This is a genomic window from Streptomyces sp. V3I8 (assembly GCF_030817535.1).
GTDB lineage: Bacteria > Actinomycetota > Actinomycetes > Streptomycetales > Streptomycetaceae > Streptomyces.
The window spans coordinates 3,630,005-3,646,696 of record NZ_JAUSZL010000002.1 but is presented as its reverse complement, the minus strand read 5'-3'; the positions used below and the strand labels follow the sequence as shown (position 1 = coordinate 3,646,696).

Below are 16,692 nucleotides of genomic sequence, written 5' to 3'. Positions count from 1 at the left end.
TCTTTGTTTGGTTGTGATGCTGACGAACATGGGGATTTGTGGTTCGATGTGTTTGGTTCTGTTTATTGGTTTGATCGGGTTAGGGATGGGGAGTCCGGCGTGAAGAAGACCTCGACCCGGCTGGCCGACGGTCGTGAGCTCATCTACTACGACTCGCGCGACGACACGGTGCGCGACGCGGTGGACCGGCGTCCGCTCGACCGCACGGTCACCACTTCGGAGGTACGGCGTGACGCGCTGCTCGGTGACGCGGTGGCCGTCGCCTCGCACCGCCAGGGCCGCACGTACCACCCGCCGGCCGGTGAATGCCCGCTGTGCCCCTCCGAGGGCGACCGGCTCAGCGAGATCCCGGACTCCTCGTACGACGTCGCCGTGTTCGAGAACCGCTTCCCGTCGCTCGCCGGGGACTCCGGACGCTGCGAGGTCGTCTGCTTCACCTCGGACCACGACGCGTCCTTCGCCGACCTGACGGAGGAGCAGGCGGGCCTGGTCCTGGAGGCGTGGACCGACCGCACGGCCGAGCTGTCGCATCTCCCCTCCGTGGAGCAGGTCTTCTGTTTCGAGAACCGGGGCGCCGAGATCGGTGTGACGCTCGGACACCCGCACGGGCAGATCTACGCCTACCCCTTCACGACGCCTCGAACAGCCCTGATGCTCCGTTCGCTGGCGGCGCACAAGGAGGCCACCGGCGGGGAGAACCTCTTCGACGCCGTACTGGCGAAGGAGCTGGCCGGCGAGCGGGTCGTCCTGGAGACCGAGCACTGGGTGGCCTTCGTGCCGTACTCGGCGCACTGGCCGTACGAGGTGCACCTGTACCCGCGCCGCCGCGTGCCCGACCTGCTGGGTCTGGACGAGGGCGCGCGCACAGAGTTCCCCCAGGTCTATCTGGAACTGTTGAGGCGCTTCGACCGGATCTTCGGCGAGGGTGAACCCGCGACGCCGTACATCTCGGCCTGGCACCAGGCGCCGTTCGGCACGCTGGAGGAGTTCGACGGCGTGGTGCGCGAGGACTTCGCGCTCCACCTCGAGCTTTTCACCATCCGCCGTACGTCCGGCAAGCTGAAGTTCCTCGCGGGTTCCGAGTCCGGCATGAACGTGTTCATCAACGACGTGCCGCCGGAGACCGCGGCCCAGCGACTGCGAGAGGTAGCGAGTTCATGAGTGGGAAGTACCTGGTCACAGGCGGCGCGGGCTATGTGGGCAGCGTCGTCGCCCAGCACCTGCTGGAGGCCGGTCACGAGGTGACGGTCCTCGACAACCTCTCCACCGGCTTCCGCGAGGGCGTCCCGGCGGGGGCCGCCTTCGTCGAGGGCGACATCCGCGACGCGGCCAAGTGGCTCGACGCCTCGTACGACGCCGTACTGCACTTCGCCGCGTTCTCGCAGGTCGGCGAGTCGGTCGTGAAGCCCGAGAAGTACTGGGACAACAACGTCGGCGGCACGATGGCGCTGCTCGGCGCGATGCGCGATGCGGGCGTCCGCACACTGGTCTTCTCCTCCACCGCGGCGACGTACGGCGAGCCGGAGACGACCCCGATCACCGAGTCCGCGCCGACGCTCCCGACGAACCCGTACGGCGCCTCCAAGCTGGCCGTCGACCACATGATCACCGGTGAGGCGGCCGCGCACGGGCTGGCCGCCGTCTCGCTGCGCTACTTCAACGTGGCGGGCGCGTACGGCACCAGCGGCGAGCGGCACGACCCCGAGTCGCACCTCATCCCGCTCGTCCTGCAGGTCGCCCAGGGCCGCCGCGAGGCCGTCTCGGTCTACGGCGACGACTATCCGACGCCGGACGGCACCTGCGTCCGCGACTACATCCACGTGGCCGACCTCGCCGAGGCGCACCTGCTGGCGGTCGCCGCCGCGCGGCCCGGCGAGCACCTGATCTGCAACCTCGGCAACGGCAACGGCTTCTCGGTCCGCGAGGTCATCGAGACCGTCCGGCAGGTGACCGGGCACCCGATCCCCGAGGTCGCGGCCCCGCGCCGGGCCGGCGACCCGGCGGTCCTCGTCGCCTCGGCCGCCACGGCCCGCGAACGGCTCGGCTGGAACCCGTCCCGCGCGGACCTCGCGGGAATCGTCGCGGACGCGTGGGAGTTCGCGCAGAACGCCGCGCAGGACATCGCGAAGGCGGAGGGGAACTAGTGGGGGCGGAACAAGCGGCCGAGCAGGTCCGGGGCGGCTTCGAGCGGCTGTACGGGACGGCTCCCGAGGGGATCTGGGCGGCGCCCGGCCGGGTCAACCTGATCGGTGAGTACACCGACTTCAACGAGGGCTTCGTCATGCCGCTCGCACTGCCGCACACGGCGGTGGCGGCGGTCTCGCGGCGCGACGACGGCGTCCTGCGCCTGCACTCCGCCGACATCGAGGGCCCGGTCGTCGAGCTGCACGTCGACGGCCTCGCGCCGCTGACGAACACCAGCTGGGCGGCGTACCCCGCCGGGGTCGTCTGGGTCCTGCGCGAGGCCGGGCACGCCGTCACCGGCGCGGACATCCACCTCGCCTCGACGGTCCCGACGGGCGCCGGCCTGTCCTCCTCGGCGGCGCTGGAGGTGGTGACGGCGCTCGCCCTGAACGACCTGTACGAACTGGGCCTCACGGGGCCCGAGCTGGCCCGGATCGCCCAGCGCGCGGAGAACGACTTCGTGGGCGTGCCCTGCGGGGTCATGGACCAGACGGCGTCCGCCTGCTGCACCGAGGGCCACGCCCTCCACCTCGACTGCCGCGACCTGTCCGTCCGGCAGGTGCCCTTCGACCTGCCGGCCCAGGGGCTGCAGCTCCTCGTCGTCGACAGCCGGGTCAAGCACGCGCTGGGCGACGGGGCGTACGCGGAGCGGCGCGAGGGCTGCGAGGAGGGCGCCCGGCAGCTGGGCGTGCCCTTCCTGCGCGACCTCGCGTACGAGGATCTCGACGCCGACCTCGCCCGGCTCCCGGACGAGCGGGTGCGGCGGTACGTACGGCACGTGGTGTCGGACGACCATCGCGTCGAGCAGGTCATCGCGCTCCTCGACGCGGGCGACATCCGGGGGATCGGCCCCGTCCTGACGGACGGCCACGCCTCCCTCCGCGACGACCTGCGGATCTCCTGCCCGGAGCTGGACCTCGCCGTCGCCACGTCCGTCCGGGCGGGTGCGCTGGGCGCGCGGATGACGGGTGGCGGGTTCGGGGGCTCGGCCGTCGTCCTGGTCGAGGCCGCCGACGCCGACACGGTCACCAAGGCGGTGACCGAGGCGTTCGCGGCGGCCGGGTACACCGCGCCACGGGTGTTCCCGGCGGTGCCGTCGCAGGGCGCGCGCCGCCTGAGCTGACGCGCTTTCGCCTCACCGGGCCTCCCTCTCGCCGGGCCTCCCTCGCCGCTGGTCGGGGGAGGCCCGTGCCGTCTGCCCGGCGGACCCCGCACCGGCGGCTGCGTGACGGCCGTGGGCCGCGTCACCGCGCGCGGCGGGCCCCTGCGCGTGGCCTCAGGGGCGGACGGTGAGGCCGTCCAGGGTGAGGTCGAGCAGGCGTTCCGCCTGCTGCCGGTGTTCGGCGCCCGCCGAGGTCAGGGCGATGCCTTCGAGGGCGGCGCCGATGTCGGCGGGGCGGATGTCGGTACGGATCGTCCCGGCCGCCACGCACGCGTCCATGAGCGACGCGATGGCGGCCCAGATCATTTCCCGGCTGTGGCCGTAGGGGTTGCCTCCCGTCGCGGCGATGGCGCGCAGGGCGTCGATCATGCCGTACTTGGTGGTGACGTAGTCCAGGAAGAGGCGCGTCCACGCGCGCAGGGCCTCGTCCGGCGGCTTGCGTGCGAGCAGGGCGGGGGCGGCGTCGCAGAGCTGGGCCACCTCGTTGCGGTAGACCGCCTCGACCAGGACCTCCCGGGTGGGGAAGTTGCGGTACAGGGTCGCGCTGCCCACGCCCGCCTCCTTGGCGATGCGCTCCATCTGCGCGTCCAGCCCCTCCGTCGTGAACACGCGCGCGGCGGCCGTGAGGATCTTCTCCCTGTTGCGCCGTGCGTCGGCCCGCAGCGGGCGGTGCATCTCGTCTGTCATCGGTACCCGTCGTCCCCTCTCGAAAGCCGCTCGGAAGTCTCCCGGAGGTGTCTCGAATTGCCAAACGGGGCCGTCCCCACTTAGGCTCGAATAAATGGGGGCGCCTCCACTTAGACTGTAGGCCAATGCGCCGACCGGCGCACGCCCCCGGAAGGAAGCCGATCATGTCGAAGATCCAGGGCAAGGTCGTCGCGATCACCGGGGCCAGCAGCGGCATCGGCGAAGCGACCGCGGTCCACCTCGCCGAAAAGGGCGCCCGGCTCGTGCTCGGCGCCCGCAGGGAGGACCGGCTGAACGCGGTCGTGGACGCCATCACGGCCAAGGGCGGCACCGCCACCGGTGTCGTCGTCGATGTCAGGCACCGCGAGGACCTCCAGCGTCTGACGGACGCGGCCGTCGACCGGTACGGCCGGCTCGACGTCCTCGTCTCCAACGCGGGCACGATGGCCATCTCCCCGTTCGACGACCTGCGCCAGGACGACTGGGACGCCATGGTCTCCACCCACGTCACCGGCCTGCTCAACGGCATCGGGGCGGCCCTCCCGGTCTTCCGCCGGCAGCGTTCCGGCCAGTTCGTCAACGTCGCCTCCACCGCGGCCTACGTCGTCAAGAGCCCCCAGGCCGTCTACGCGGCCACCAAGACGGCGGTGAAGGTCCTCTCCGAGGGCCTGCGCCAGGAATCGGGACCCGACCTGCGCGTGACCCTCGTCTCGCCCGGCTTCACCGACACCGAGGGCGTGGGCAAGGGAGCCAGTCCCGAGGCCGCGGCCACGCTGGTCCGGCTGCGTGACGAGATCGCCATGCCGCCCTCCGCCGTCGCCTCCGCGATCGGCTACGCGATCGGACAGCCCGACGGCGTCGACATCAGCGAGATCGTCGTCCGGCCCACCGTGCAAGCCTGACCGGAGGTGGTCGCGGCAGGTGGCCGAAAGGCGCCGAGCACGTACTCCCCGGGCCGAGGGCGTCCGGGATCATGAAGCATGCTCCCCGATGACTGGCACCTCACCCAAGACGTCGACGACTTCCTCGCCCGGGCCGGGGACTTCCTGCGCTCGCGCCCCGCCCTGCACAACATGTCGCTGACGGACATCGAGAGACTGCGGATACGCGGGGCGGCCGAACCGGACGCCGAGGCCCCCGTCCTCGGCCGGCTGGGGCCGGAAGACGAAATCAGCGCGATCTTCTATCTCACTGCGCGCGGGCGCCTGGGCCTCACGCCCCTCCCCGCCGGGCGGACCGACGCCCTCGCCGCCCACCTGGCCGGTCTCGGGCATACGCCCTCCACCGTCATCGCGGACCACGACACCGCCGGCGCCTTCGCCCGGTCGTGGCAGCGGGCCACGGGCGCGGCGCCGGTGCCTTTCTGGCGCACGCATCTCTACCGGCTCGGCACGCTCACCCCACCGAGGCCGCTACCGGAGGGCCGGGGGCGCCGCACGGGCGGGCAGGACCGCGAACACGTCGTGCGCTGGTGCCGCGAGTTCTGCGTCGACGTCGGGGAGCAGGCCTCCATCGACCTGATCGACGCCGGTTCCTGGGACGAATCGCGTTTCGGTGACCGGCACTTCACGTTCTGGCAGACCCCGGACGGCACGCCCGTCTCGATGGCGGCCGCGACCTCGGTCATCGGCGGCGTGGTCCGGGTGGACCCCGTCTACACCCCGGCCGGTCTCCGGGGCCGCGGCTACGCGGGCGCCGTGACGGTCGAGACGAGCCGGACGGCGCTGGCGGCGGGCGCGACGGACGTCGTCCTGTTCACGGACCCGGACAACCCCACCAGCAACGCCCTCTACCAGCGCCTCGGGTACGTCCGCGTCGCCGACTTCGCCGGGTACCGGTTCTCCCCGGGCGCACCACGGGCCGGCCGGCCCTCCGGCCGGTGACACCCGGTCCTGCCCGCCGCCGGCGCGGCGGGCGAGCGGTCCCGGGCCCCGTCCCGTGACCGCGGGCCTCAGCCCAGGCGCTTCGTCAGCGTGTACTCCGTGATCCCCGGCGGGTAGCCCGGGATCACGCACACCACCTCGTAGCCCTGCTTGCGGTAGAAGTCGGGTGCCTGGAAGTCCCACGTCTCCAGGCGCGAGGCACGGCAGCCGCGGGACGACACGGCCAGGCGCTCCGCCCGGGACAGCAGACGCGAGCCCAGGCCCGCGCCGCGGTGGCGCTCGTCGACCCACAGGTAGGTGACGTGCAGCCAGGTCGCCCAGGTGTGCCCGACCAGGCCTCCCGCGACCTCGCCGCGCTCCGTCGACGCCCACACCTGCAGCGGAACCTCCCGTTCGTCAGGGGTTCCCCGCAGTGAACGCAGCACGGGTGAAGCCGCCGTGTTGGCCTCCCGCAGCCGGGACCGCAGGAATTGGCTGCGTTCCCTGTCGACTTCTGTCTCAATGCGAAACATACGGCTCACCATAAACGCGCTGGCCAATCAGTTCTGCAAATCACCTTCCGCTCCTGGCGCCCAGCCGTACTCTGATGAGCAGCACCGGTGGGGGCCGGTGCCGATCAGGGGGCGAGACAGTCGGGTACGACGCCCGAAGTGGGGGTAGCAGTTCCAGCACGGCGGCGGCCGTGCGGCTGCGGCACTCCGTTTCCCGGGCCGACGGAAGGCTCGGGATCACCTCGGGCGCCGTACCCGCGCCGGTCCGTCCCCCGACCAGTGGGGGTTGAAGTGGTTCGCATCCGTGTTCTGGTCGTCGACGACCACCGTATCTTCGCCGAGTCGCTCGCTGCCGCCCTGGCCGCCGAGCCCGACGTGGACGTCTCCGCGGCGGGCAGCGGTCCGGCCGCGCTGCGCTGCCTCGAACGGGCGATCGCGGAAGGCCGCAGATTCGACGTGCTGCTGGTCGACGCCGACCTCGGCGGCAACGTGCCGGGCGCCCGGCCGGCCGTACCCGTGCACGACAACAACGAAGAAGGCCTGGTCGACGGCATCTCGCTGGTGGCGGGCGTCCGTTCGGGCCAGCCCGCTGTCCGTATCGTCGTCCTCGCCGAGAAGGACGACTCGCGGCGTGCGGCCCTCGCCCTGCAGGCGGGCGCCTCGGGCTGGGTCGCCAAGGACTGCTCGCTGTCCCGGCTGCTGACCGTCATCCGCGGGGTGCTGCGGGACGAGACGCATCTGCCGCCGGCCCTGCTCACCGGCGTGCTGCGGGAGCTGACCGCGGCCCGCAAGCACCGCACCGAGAGCGAGCGGCTGGTGGAGTCGCTGACGCCGCGCGAGCGCGAGGTGCTGCGGTGCATGGTGGCCGGGCTGGGGCGCAAGGCCGTCGCCGAGCGGCTGTTCCTCTCCCCGCACACGGTCCGCACCCATATGCAGAACGTGCTGGGGAAGCTGGGCGTCCACTCGACCCTCGCGGCCGTGGCGCTCGCCCGCCGCGCCGGGGTCGGGCCGGTCGACCTAGCCGGGGATGTTGTCGAACGGGGCGGTCAACTGGCGTAGCAGCGCGGCCAGTTCACCGCGCTGGGCCCGGCTGAGCTCCGCGAGGATCGCCCGCTCCTGGTCGAGGAGCCCGGCGAGGGCCTGGTCCGCCCGGTCACGGCCCTCCTCGGTGAGGCGCACGAGTACGCCGCGGCGGTCGCTGGGGTCGGGGAGCCGCTCGACCAGGCCCTTCTTCGTGAGCCTGTCGATCCGGTTCGTCATCGTGCCCGAGGTGACGAGGGTCTGGGTGAGGAGCTGGCCGGGGGAGAGCTGGTACGGAGCCCCCGCGCGCCTCAGCGAGGTGAGCACGTCGAACTCCCAGGGCTCCAGGGCGTGCTCGGCGAACGCGATCCGGCGTGCCCGGTCCAGGTGCCGCGCGAGCCTGCTCACGCGGCTCAGCACCTCGAGCGGTTCCACGTCGAGGTCGGGGCGCTCCCGGCGCCATGCTGCGACCAGCCGATCGACCTCGTCCTCCATGGCGATCAGTGTAGTGGTTGTGTCGATGTGGAGTCTCTTGATATGGAGTATCTTGAGGTCAAGTATCTTGACTGCGAGATAACTGTGGTGTGAGGGTGGAGGCCAGCCCGCCCCGACGCCGAGGAGGCCCCATGTCCGCCGCCCCCACTCCCACCTGGGATCCGGATCAGTACCTGCGCCACGCGGAGCACCGCGCCCGCCCCTTCGCCGAGCTGCTCGACCGCGTCCCCGCGCTGCCCGGCGACCCGGCCCGCATCGCCGACCTGGGCTGCGGGCCCGGCAACGTCACCGGCCTGCTCGCCTCGCGCTGGCCGGCGGCGCACATCACGGGGTACGACAACTCCGCGGAGATGCTGGCCCGGACCGGGGAGCACGCGGGACCGACGGCGGGCGGGGGCCGCCTCGACTTCACCCACGCGGACCTCACGGACTGGGCGCCCCCGCAGACGTACGACCTGATCGTGTCGAACGCCGCGCTCCAGTGGGTGCCGGGACATCTGGAGGCGTTCGGCCCGTGGCTGGACGCGGTGGCTCCCGGCGGGACCTTCGCCTTCCAGGTGCCGGACAACATCGACGCGCCCCTGCACGCCCTGATGCGCGAACTGGCGGGCTCCGCACGGTGGAAGGGCCGGCTGGACGGGGTCCTGCGCCGTGCGGACTCGGTGCACGACCCGCTCGTCTACCTGGACCGGCTGGCGCGGCTCGGGTGCGCGACGGACGTCTGGGAGACGACGTACCTGCAGATCCTGCCGGGGGAGGACGCGGTTCTCGACTGGTCGAAGGGCACGGGGATGCGGCCCGTCCTCACGGCCCTGGCCGACGACCCGGAGGCCGCCGACGCCTTCACCGCCGAGTACCGCGACCTGCTCCGCGCCGCCTACCCGGCGGCCCCGTACGGCACGGTGCTCCCGTTCCGCCGCCTGTTCGCGGTGGCGCGGAAGGCGGCGTGACCGGACGCTCGTCGGCATCGGCCACGTGCGGCTCGCCGCGCGGAGGCTGCTGGTTCCGGGCGGGGGCGGTTCGCGTGCACCTCGGGGCCGAGGCGGACTTCCGGCCCGCGCGGAAGGCGCATCCGGGACCGCGGGTCACGGCCGTCGAGGCGGATGCGGCCCGGCCGGCCTCCCGTGGAGCGGCGGTCACCCGGGACGACCTGCTGCCGGGACACCGCCGCTTCTGCTGCGAGGACCCGGTGGGCAGCCGGCCGGAGTTCCTGGATCCGGTCTGACCGCGACGCCCGCCGGCCCGCTCACCCCGGCGGGATCTCCCGTGTCCGGGCCTGGTGGCGGCGGGCCTTCAGGCGGTTTCCGCAGGTTTTCATCGAGCACCAGCGCGCGGTGTTGGCCCGGCTGCGGTCCAGGAGGAAGAGGCGGCACTCGGGGTTCCCGCACGGCCGCAGGCGGCCGGGCAGGCGTTCCTTGACGTCCGCCCAGGCGAGCACCAGTTCCACGGCGAGCCTGCGCTCCGGCGGTACCCGCAGGTGCCACTCGATGCCCGACGCGCCGGGCCGCGGGACCTTGTGGACGTCCTCCAGGACCCGGCTTAGACGGGGCTCCGCCGACGAGCCCGGCGTGTCCGGCGTGTCCGGCGTGTCCGACTCCAGCGCCTGGAGCGCGTCCCGGGCCGTGCGCAGCCACCGGCGTTCGTCGTCGCCGCCGGTGCCCCCGTGCTCCCGCGCCCACGTGTCCATCTCGCGGTCGTCGCCCCACAGGTCCCGGCGTCGGCCGTCCGTGACCGGGGTGCTGTTCAGCGCCTGCATCAAGGCTTCGTCGTCCAGCACGGTCCTGCCCTCTCCGTCCGGCTAACTCCATCGAGACGTTTGACAGGTTACTCCATGGGCGGTCTACTGGACGCGCCGGAGTAACCGTCAAAAGGCATTGAAGGGGTTAGTCATGGTTGAGGTCCGCCATCGGTACGCGACCGTGCGGGGGCATCGCGTCTTCTACCGCGAGGCAGGGCCCCGTGAGGCGCCCGCGCTCGTCCTCCTGCACGGGTTCCCCACCAGCTCGCGCATGTTCCGCCATCTCATCCCGGCGCTGGCCGACCGGTTCCGGGTCATCGCCCCCGACCACCTCGGCTTCGGCAGCTCCGACGCCCCGCCCGTGGACGCGTTCACCTACACGTTCGACTCCCTGACCGACATCACGGAAGCGCTGCTGGACCGGCTCGGTGTCACCCGCTACGCCGTGTACGTCCAGGACTACGGCGCGCCCGTCGGGTGGCGACTGGCCCTGCGCACCCCGGACGCCGTCACCGCGGTGATCACGCAGAACGGCAACGCCTACGAGGAGGGCTTCGTACCGGAGTTCTGGAAGCCTGTGCGGGCGTACTGGGACGATCCGGGCCCGCGGACCGAACCCGCCGTCCGTGCCGCCCTCTCGCTCGACGCCATCCGCTGGCAGTACCTGCACGGGGTGGACCGGCCCGAGCTGGTCGACCCCGACACCTGGGCCGCCGACCACCGCGAGGTCGGCCGGCCGGGCAACGACCTCGTGCAACTGGCGCTCTTCCGCGACTACGCGAGCAATCCGCCGCTCTATCCCCGGCTGCACGCCCACTTCAGGGAGCGCCAACTCCCTCTTCTCGCGGTCTGGGGCGCGGGCGACGAGATCTTCGGCCCGGCCGGGGCGCGGGCCTTCGCCAGGGACCTGCCCGCCGCGGAGATCCATCTGATTCCGGGCGGCGGGCACTTTCTGCTGGAGAGCCACCTGGACACCGTGGCCGGGTACATCCGCGGATTCCTGACCGGCGCCGGGTCCGCGGACCCGGCCTGATCCAGGAGAAACGCCCTGGTGCCTGGTGCGGCACTAGCTCTTGCGGCGTCCTATCAGGCGCGGCTTCGCCTCCAGGCCGTCCAGGCCGTGCCAGGCCAGGTTGACCAGATGGGCCGCCACCTCCGCCTTCTTGGGGCGGCGGACGTCCAGCCACCACTGACCGGTGAGGGCGACCATGCCGACCAGGGCCTGGGCGTACAGCGGAGCGAGCTTCGAGTCGAAGCCGCGCCGCCGGAACTCACGGCCCAGGATGTCCTCCACCTGCGTGGCGATGTCCGAGATGAGGGACGCGAACGTGCCCGTCGACTGGGGGATCGGGGAGTCGCGGACCAGGATGCGGAAGCCGTCCGTGTACTCCTCGATGTAGTCGAGGAGGGCGAAGGCCGCCTGTTCGCAGAGCTCCCGGGGATGGCCGGCCGTGAGGGAGCTCGTCACCCCGTCCAGGAGGCGGCGCATCTCGCGGTCGACCACGACCGCGTAGAGACCCTCCTTGCCGCCGAAGTGCTCGTAGACGACCGGCTTGGAGACGCCGGCCTTCGCCGCGATCTCCTCCACCGACGTCGCCTCGAAGCCCTTCTGGGCGAAGAGGGTGCGGCCGATCTCCAGCAACTGGGCCCGCCGTTCCGCACCGGTCATCCGGGTGCGGCGGACGCGCCGCGGCTTTTCGTTGCTGGGTGCGCTGGAGTCGGCCACGCCGTCAATCATGCCGCCTCGGCGGTCTCCGCCTTGCGCCGGGAGCCCTTCCCGTCCGGGTTGCGGCGCGAATCGATACGCGAGCGTGACGGCCAGCGCACGTCGTACGCCCAGCCGAACCGCTCGAACCAGCGGATCAGCCGCGCCGAGGAGTCCACCTGGCCGCGCTCCACGCCGTGCCGCGCCGACGTCGGCTCCGCGTGGTGCAGGTTGTGCCACGACTCGCCGCAGGACAGCACGGCCAGCCACCACACGTTGCCCGAGCGGTCACGCGACTTGAAGGGCCGCTTGCCCACCGCGTGGCAGATCGAGTTGATCGACCAGGTCACGTGGTGCAGCAGCGCCACCCGTACGAGCGAACCCCAGAAGAACCCCGTGAACGCGCCCCACCAGGACATCGTCACCAGACCGCCGATCACCGCGGGCAGGGCGATGGACAGACCGGCCCACAGCAGGAACTGGCGGGAGATCGTGCGCAGCGCCCTGTCCTTGATCAGATCCGGCGCGTACTTCTCCTGCGGCGTCTGCTCCTCGTCGAACATCCACGCGATGTGCGCCCACCACAGGCCCTTCATCAGGGCCGGGACGGTCTCGCCGAAACGCCAGGGCGAGTGGGGGTCACCCTCGGCGTCGGAGAACTTGTGGTGCTTGCGGTGGTCCGCCACCCAGCGCACCAGCGGCCCCTCGACGGCCATGGAGCCGGCGATGGCGAGGGCGATCCGCAGCGGGCGCCTCGCCTTGAAGGAACCGTGCGTGAAGTAGCGGTGGAAGCCGATCGTGATCCCGTGGCAGCCCAGGAAGTAGAAGAACACCAGCAGACCGAGGTCCAGCCAGCTCACGCCCCAGCCCCAGGCCAGCGGGACCGCCGCGAGGACGGCCAGGAACGGGACGGTGATGAAGAGGAGGAGCGTGAGCTGCTCGACCGAGCGCTTGCGCTCACCGCCCAGCGTGGCGGAGGGGAGGGAGGGATCGTTGTCGCGCGCCTTCGAGGCGTCGTCGATCACGTCGGAACCTGTGGGCATGGGGCTTCCTCTGGGGGGTCGAGGAGAGTGAAGGTGGCCGGTAAGCACGCCTCTGGGTAGCCGGAAACAGCGCTTACGGTTGCGTAACCTACGGCGTCGTAAGTATGGCAGCGCGTTTCCCCGGGGCAAGAGCCCCAGAGACTGCGCGTCCCGATGGACACCTATCCTTGGTCTCGGTCGGACAGCGCGGTCCGCTCTGTTTCATCCCCGGATGCCCAGCCGCTGACGCGGCACGTGCCGCCTCGGGCTGACGGGTTCCCCTCCAGACGAGCTTCAACACTGCAAGGAGCCGCACCTGTGAGCAGTGCCGACGACCAGACCACGACAACCGGCAGTGAACTGCGCGCCGACATCCGCCGCCTCGGCGATCTGCTGGGCGAGACCCTCGTACGCCAGGAGGGTCCCGAGCTCCTCGAACTGGTCGAGAAGGTCCGCCGCCTCACCCGGGAGGACGGCGAGGCCGCCGCCGAGCTGCTGCGCGGCACCGAACTGGAGACCGCGGCCAAGCTGGTCCGCGCCTTCTCCACCTACTTCCACCTCGCCAACGTCACCGAGCAGGTGCACCGCGGCCGCGAGCTGCGCGCCCGGCGCGCCGCCGAGGGCGGCCTCCTCGCCCGTACGGCGGACCGGCTCAAGGACGCCGACCCCGAGCACCTGCGCACGACCGTGCAGCACCTCAACGTCCGTCCCGTCTTCACCGCGCACCCCACCGAGGCGGCCAGACGCTCGGTCCTCAACAAGCTGCGCCGCATCGCCGCCCTGCTGGAGACCCCGGTCATCGAGGCCGACCGGCGCCGCTACGACACCCGTCTGGCCGAGAACATCGACCTGGTCTGGCAGACGGACGAACTGCGCGTCGTGCGCCCCGAACCGGCCGACGAGGCCCGCAACGCCATCTACTACCTGGACGAGCTGCACGCCGGCGCCGTCGGCGACGTCCTGGAGGACCTCACCGCGGAACTGGAACGCGTCGGCGTCCAGCTCCCCGACGACACCCGCCCCCTCACCTTCGGCACCTGGATCGGCGGCGACCGCGACGGCAACCCGAACGTCACACCGCAGGTCACCTGGGACGTCCTGATCCTCCAGCACGAGCACGGCATCAACGACGCGCTCGAACTGATCGACGAACTGCGCGGCTTCCTCTCCAACTCCATCCGCTACACCGGAGCCACCGAGGAACTGCTCACCTCCCTCCAGGACGACCTGGAGCGGCTGCCCGAGATCAGCCCCCGCTACAAGCGCCTCAACGCCGAGGAGCCCTACCGCCTCAAGGCCACCTGCATCCGGCAGAAGCTGGAGAACACCAAGCAGCGCCTGGCCAGGAACACCCCGCACGAGGACGGCCGCGACTACCTCGGCACCGCCGAACTGCTGCAGGACCTCACCCTCATCCAGACCTCGCTGCGCGCGCACCGCGGCGCCCTGTTCGCCGACGGCCGCATGAACCGTACGATCCGCACGCTCGCCGCCTTCGGCCTGCAGCTCGCCACCATGGACGTACGCGAACACGCCGACGCCCACCACCACGCGCTCGGCCAGCTCTTCGACCGGCTCGGCGAGGAGTCCTGGCGCTACGAGGACATGCCGCGCGAGTACCGGCACAAGCTCCTCGCCAAGGAACTGCGCTCCCGTCGGCCCCTCGGCCCGACCCCCGCGCCGCTGGACGCCGACGGATCCAAGACCCTCGGCGTCTTCGAGACCGTCAAGAAGGCCCTCCAGGTCTTCGGACCCGAGGTCATCGAGTCGTACATCATCTCGATGTGCCAGGGTGCCGACGACGTGTTCGCCGCCGCCGTGCTGGCCCGCGAGGCCGGACTCCTCGACCTGCACGCCGGCTGGGCGAAGATCGGCATCGTGCCGCTCCTGGAGACGACCGACGAGCTCAAGGCCGCCGACACCATCCTCGAGGACATGCTGTCCGACCCGTCCTACCGGCGGCTCGTGGCCCTGCGCGGCGACGTGCAGGAAGTCATGCTCGGCTACTCCGACTCCTCCAAGTTCGGCGGCATCACCACCTCCCAGTGGGAGATCCACCGCGCCCAGCGCCGGCTGCGCGACGTCGCCCACCGCTACGGCGTACGCCTGCGGCTCTTCCACGGCCGCGGCGGCACCGTCGGCCGCGGCGGCGGCCCCTCGCACGACGCGATCCTCGCCCAGCCCTGGGGCACCCTGGAGGGCGAGATCAAGGTCACCGAACAGGGCGAGGTCATCTCCGACAAGTACCTCGTGCCGTCGCTGGCCCGCGAGAACCTCGAACTGACGGTCGCGGCCACCCTCCAGGCCTCCGCCCTGCACACCTCCCCGCGCCAGTCCGACGAGGCGCTCGCCCGCTGGGACGCCGCCATGGACGTCGTCTCCGAGGCCGCCCACAACGCCTACCGCAAGCTCGTCGAAGACCCCGACCTGCCGACGTACTTCCTCGCGTCGACCCCCGTGGACCAGCTCGCCGACCTGCACCTGGGCTCGCGGCCCTCCCGCCGTCCCGGCTCGGGCGTCTCGCTCGATGGCCTGCGCGCCATCCCCTGGGTGTTCGGCTGGACCCAGTCCCGGCAGATCGTGCCCGGCTGGTTCGGCGTCGGCGCCGGCCTCAAGGCACTGCGCGAGGCCGGCCTCGACAGCGTCCTGGACGAGATGCACGAACAGTGGCACTTCTTCCGCAACTTCATCTCCAACGTCGAGATGACCCTCGCCAAGACCGACCTCAGGATCGCCCGCCACTACGTCGAGACCCTCGTCCCCGAGGAGCTCCGGCACGTCTTCGCCGCCATCGAGGCCGAGCACGAGCTGACCGTACGGGAGGTGCTGCGCATCACCGGTGAGGCCGAACTCCTCGACGCCCACCCGGTGCTGAAGCAGACCTTCACCATCCGCGACGCCTACCTGGACCCGATCTCCTACCTCCAGGTGGCCCTCCTCAAGCGGCAGCGCGACGAGGCCGCGGCCGGCGCCGAGCCGGACCCGCTGCTGTCCCGCGCCCTGCTCCTGACCGTCAACGGCGTGGCGGCGGGCCTGCGCAACACCGGCTGAGCCGGCAGGACACCCCAGGACGAAGGGCGTCAGGGTCACCCTGACGCCCTTCGTGCGTCAGATGTCAGAGCGCCAGGAACGCGGCCGTCACCAGCGCCAGACCCGCGCCGCCCAGCGCCCAGCCCAGCCGGCTCCTGCCCAGGCCGCCCGCCACCACCACCGAGACGAGCATCAGCGCGCCGCCCAGCGGCACCCAGGCGTACAGCAGACCGCCGGCGCCCGCGCGGACCACCTCGTCGGTGCCGGGCTTCACCACGACCGTGTACGTGCGGCCCTTCTCCACGGCCACCTCGCTGTCGAGGACCACCCGGTCCCGCGCGGTGGAACCCGCCGACACGGGCCGGTACGGACCCGAGCAGCGGTCCTCGGCGCACCGGGTGACCGTCATCGTGCCGCGCTCACGGCCCTTGGTGAGCATCACGTGCTGGGCGGTCCCCCAGGAGGCCCAGACACCCGCGATCAGGATCAGCACCGCGACCGCGCCCATCACCGCGAACCGTCCGAACCGCAGCGCCGCGACCGCTCTCCGGCGGGAGGCACGGGCCTGGGCATGGGCGGGCATGGCGGCGATCCTTGGCCATGGCCGTGCGGTCGGTCAACTCCGGGACGGCCCACGCGGGGGACAAGTCCCGTGTTGTCAGGAGTTGTACGTCGACTGCGCGCGCTCAAGACCCTCGATGACCAGGCACTCCACCGCGTCCGCGGCCCGGTCCACGAAGTAGTCCAGCTCCTTGCGCTCCGCCGAACCGAAGTCCTTCAGGACGAAATCGGCGACCTGCATGCGCCCCGGCGGACGCCCGATCCCGAACCGCACCCGGTGGTAGTCCGGCCCCATCGCCTTCGTCATCGACTTCAGGCCGTTGTGCCCGTTGTCGCCGCCGCCCAGCTTCAGCCGCAGCACGCCGTGGTCGATGTCCAGCTCGTCGTGCACGGCCACGATGTTCGCCGTCGGCACCTTGTAGAAGTCCCGCAGCGCCGTCACCGGCCCGCCCGACAGGTTCATGTACGACATCGGCTTCGCCAGGATCACCCGGCGGTTCAGCGGCCCGGGCGGACCGATCCGCCCCTCGATCACCTGGGCCTGCGCCTTCCCGGCCCGCTTGAACCTGGCGCCCATCCGTCCGGCGAGGAGGTCGGCCACCATGAAGCCCACGTTGTGACGGTTCATGGCGTAGTCGGGGCCGGGATTGCCGAGCCCCACGATCAGCCAGGGGGCACCTGGTTCCGTGGTCACGTCCGTTACTCCCATCGGTC

At 71.7% G+C, this 16,692-nt stretch carries 17 protein-coding genes and 1 pseudogene; 10 read left to right on the top strand and 8 right to left on the bottom strand.

The genetic code is table 11. The features are described from left to right. The first annotated feature begins 99 nt into the window (after positions 1–99). Genes galT through galK form a run of 3 tightly spaced genes read left to right on the top strand, consistent with a single transcriptional unit; the run spans position 100 to position 3,307 of the window. Positions 100–1,161 carry a galactose-1-phosphate uridylyltransferase gene (galT, locus tag QFZ75_RS15915; protein WP_307537557.1) on the top strand — a complete coding sequence of 354 codons (1,062 nt, stop codon included), beginning with the start codon at positions 100–102 and terminating at the stop codon, positions 1,159–1,161. Next, positions 1,158–2,144 (top strand): UDP-glucose 4-epimerase GalE, encoded by a 987-nt coding sequence (galE, locus tag QFZ75_RS15910; protein WP_307537556.1) that lies wholly within the window; start codon positions 1,158–1,160, stop codon positions 2,142–2,144. The genes galT and galE overlap by 4 nt, the downstream gene beginning before the upstream one ends. After that, positions 2,144–3,307, top strand: coding sequence for a galactokinase (galK, locus tag QFZ75_RS15905; RefSeq protein ID WP_307537555.1), 1,164 nt, complete (start codon positions 2,144–2,146; stop codon positions 3,305–3,307). The genes galE and galK overlap by 1 nt, the downstream gene beginning before the upstream one ends. 153 nt (positions 3,308–3,460) lie before the next feature. Here the strand turns inward: galK and QFZ75_RS15900 are convergent, their stop codons facing one another. Next, on the bottom strand, positions 3,461–4,033 hold the full coding sequence (locus QFZ75_RS15900; RefSeq protein WP_307537553.1) for a TetR/AcrR family transcriptional regulator: 573 nt from the start codon (positions 4,031–4,033) through the stop codon (positions 3,461–3,463). A gap of 164 nt (positions 4,034–4,197) precedes the next feature. On the opposite strand from QFZ75_RS15900, the gene QFZ75_RS15895 reads away from it, so the two are divergent. Both QFZ75_RS15895 and QFZ75_RS15890 read left to right on the top strand, forming a co-directional pair. Then, positions 4,198–4,935, top strand: a complete 738-nt coding sequence (locus QFZ75_RS15895) for an SDR family oxidoreductase (protein ID WP_307537551.1) — start codon at positions 4,198–4,200, stop codon at positions 4,933–4,935. A gap of 78 nt (positions 4,936–5,013) precedes the next feature. Next, entirely contained in the window at positions 5,014–5,916 is a 903-nt protein-coding gene (locus tag QFZ75_RS15890) for a GNAT family N-acetyltransferase (protein WP_307537550.1), read from the top strand. A 68-nt stretch (positions 5,917–5,984) separates the two neighbouring features. On the opposite strand, the gene QFZ75_RS15885 is transcribed toward QFZ75_RS15890, so the two are convergent. Continuing rightward, positions 5,985–6,440, bottom strand: a complete 456-nt coding sequence (locus QFZ75_RS15885; protein ID WP_307544523.1) for an N-acetyltransferase — start codon at positions 6,438–6,440, stop codon at positions 5,985–5,987. A gap of 258 nt (positions 6,441–6,698) precedes the next feature. On the opposite strand from QFZ75_RS15885, the gene QFZ75_RS15880 reads away from it, so the two are divergent. Beyond that, positions 6,699–7,466 carry a response regulator transcription factor gene (locus tag QFZ75_RS15880; protein WP_307537548.1) on the top strand — a complete coding sequence of 256 codons (768 nt, stop codon included), beginning with the start codon at positions 6,699–6,701 and terminating at the stop codon, positions 7,464–7,466. Here the strand turns inward: QFZ75_RS15880 and QFZ75_RS15875 are convergent. Beyond that, entirely contained in the window at positions 7,425–7,922 is a 498-nt protein-coding gene (locus QFZ75_RS15875) for a MarR family winged helix-turn-helix transcriptional regulator (protein WP_307537546.1), read from the bottom strand. The two genes, QFZ75_RS15880 and QFZ75_RS15875, sit on opposite strands and share 42 nt — an antisense overlap. Before the next feature lie 131 nt (positions 7,923–8,053). Between QFZ75_RS15875 and QFZ75_RS15870 the strand changes: the two genes are divergently transcribed. Then, a complete protein-coding gene (locus QFZ75_RS15870; RefSeq protein WP_307537544.1) occupies positions 8,054–8,872 on the top strand; it encodes a trans-aconitate 2-methyltransferase in 819 nt (272 codons plus the stop codon). A 38-nt stretch (positions 8,873–8,910) separates the two neighbouring features. Next, positions 8,911–9,147 (top strand): annotated as a pseudogene (locus QFZ75_RS15865) (glyoxalase); the annotation flags it as partial. A 21-nt stretch (positions 9,148–9,168) separates the two neighbouring features. On the opposite strand, the gene QFZ75_RS15860 reads toward QFZ75_RS15865, so the two are convergent. Then, positions 9,169–9,699 (bottom strand): CGNR zinc finger domain-containing protein, encoded by a 531-nt coding sequence (locus tag QFZ75_RS15860; RefSeq protein WP_307537543.1) that lies wholly within the window; start codon positions 9,697–9,699, stop codon positions 9,169–9,171. A gap of 112 nt (positions 9,700–9,811) precedes the next feature. Between QFZ75_RS15860 and QFZ75_RS15855 the strand changes: the two genes are divergently transcribed. Then, positions 9,812–10,693 (top strand): alpha/beta fold hydrolase, encoded by an 882-nt coding sequence (locus QFZ75_RS15855; protein ID WP_307537541.1) that lies wholly within the window; start codon positions 9,812–9,814, stop codon positions 10,691–10,693. A gap of 33 nt (positions 10,694–10,726) precedes the next feature. On the opposite strand, the gene QFZ75_RS15850 is transcribed toward QFZ75_RS15855, so the two are convergent. Together QFZ75_RS15850 and QFZ75_RS15845 are read right to left on the bottom strand one after the other, a co-directional pair. Continuing rightward, positions 10,727–11,398 carry a TetR/AcrR family transcriptional regulator gene (locus QFZ75_RS15850; protein ID WP_307537539.1) on the bottom strand — a complete coding sequence of 224 codons (672 nt, stop codon included), beginning with the start codon at positions 11,396–11,398 and terminating at the stop codon, positions 10,727–10,729. Continuing rightward, a complete protein-coding gene (locus QFZ75_RS15845; protein ID WP_307537537.1) occupies positions 11,395–12,408 on the bottom strand; it encodes a fatty acid desaturase in 1,014 nt (337 codons plus the stop codon). The genes QFZ75_RS15850 and QFZ75_RS15845 overlap by 4 nt, the downstream gene beginning before the upstream one ends. A 297-nt stretch (positions 12,409–12,705) precedes the next feature. Here QFZ75_RS15845 and ppc point away from each other — a divergent pair, with 297 nt between their 5' ends. Then, positions 12,706–15,438 carry a phosphoenolpyruvate carboxylase gene (ppc, locus tag QFZ75_RS15840; RefSeq protein ID WP_307537535.1) on the top strand — a complete coding sequence of 911 codons (2,733 nt, stop codon included), beginning with the start codon at positions 12,706–12,708 and terminating at the stop codon, positions 15,436–15,438. A gap of 64 nt (positions 15,439–15,502) precedes the next feature. On the opposite strand, the gene QFZ75_RS15835 is transcribed toward ppc, so the two are convergent. Together QFZ75_RS15835 and pth are read right to left on the bottom strand one after the other, a co-directional pair. Then, positions 15,503–16,000, bottom strand: coding sequence for a hypothetical protein (locus QFZ75_RS15835; protein ID WP_307537534.1), 498 nt, complete (start codon positions 15,998–16,000; stop codon positions 15,503–15,505). A gap of 75 nt (positions 16,001–16,075) precedes the next feature. After that, positions 16,076–16,687, bottom strand: coding sequence for an aminoacyl-tRNA hydrolase (pth, locus tag QFZ75_RS15830; protein WP_307537532.1), 612 nt, complete (start codon positions 16,685–16,687; stop codon positions 16,076–16,078). Between the last annotated feature and the right edge of the window lie 5 nt (positions 16,688–16,692).

What these genes read in the sequence shown, in the direction of transcription:
- galE (WP_307537556.1), top strand. Translation starts at nt 1,158, where the DNA reads ATGAGTGGGAAGTACCTGGTCACAGGCGGCGCGGGCTATGTGGGCAGC.
- QFZ75_RS15900 (WP_307537553.1), bottom strand. Translation starts at nt 4,033, where the DNA reads ATGACAGACGAGATGCACCGCCCGCTGCGGGCCGACGCACGGCGCAAC.
- QFZ75_RS15895 (WP_307537551.1), top strand. Translation starts at nt 4,198, where the DNA reads ATGTCGAAGATCCAGGGCAAGGTCGTCGCGATCACCGGGGCCAGCAGC.
- QFZ75_RS15890 (WP_307537550.1), top strand. Translation starts at nt 5,014, where the DNA reads ATGCTCCCCGATGACTGGCACCTCACCCAAGACGTCGACGACTTCCTC.
- QFZ75_RS15885 (WP_307544523.1), bottom strand. Translation starts at nt 6,440, where the DNA reads ATGGTGAGCCGTATGTTTCGCATTGAGACAGAAGTCGACAGGGAACGC.
- QFZ75_RS15875 (WP_307537546.1), bottom strand. Translation starts at nt 7,922, where the DNA reads ATGGAGGACGAGGTCGATCGGCTGGTCGCAGCATGGCGCCGGGAGCGC.
- QFZ75_RS15870 (WP_307537544.1), top strand. Translation starts at nt 8,054, where the DNA reads ATGTCCGCCGCCCCCACTCCCACCTGGGATCCGGATCAGTACCTGCGC.
- QFZ75_RS15855 (WP_307537541.1), top strand. Translation starts at nt 9,812, where the DNA reads ATGGTTGAGGTCCGCCATCGGTACGCGACCGTGCGGGGGCATCGCGTC.
- QFZ75_RS15850 (WP_307537539.1), bottom strand. Translation starts at nt 11,398, where the DNA reads ATGATTGACGGCGTGGCCGACTCCAGCGCACCCAGCAACGAAAAGCCG.
- QFZ75_RS15845 (WP_307537537.1), bottom strand. Translation starts at nt 12,408, where the DNA reads ATGCCCACAGGTTCCGACGTGATCGACGACGCCTCGAAGGCGCGCGAC.
- QFZ75_RS15835 (WP_307537534.1), bottom strand. Translation starts at nt 16,000, where the DNA reads ATGCCCGCCCATGCCCAGGCCCGTGCCTCCCGCCGGAGAGCGGTCGCG.
- pth (WP_307537532.1), bottom strand. Translation starts at nt 16,687, where the DNA reads ATGGGAGTAACGGACGTGACCACGGAACCAGGTGCCCCCTGGCTGATC.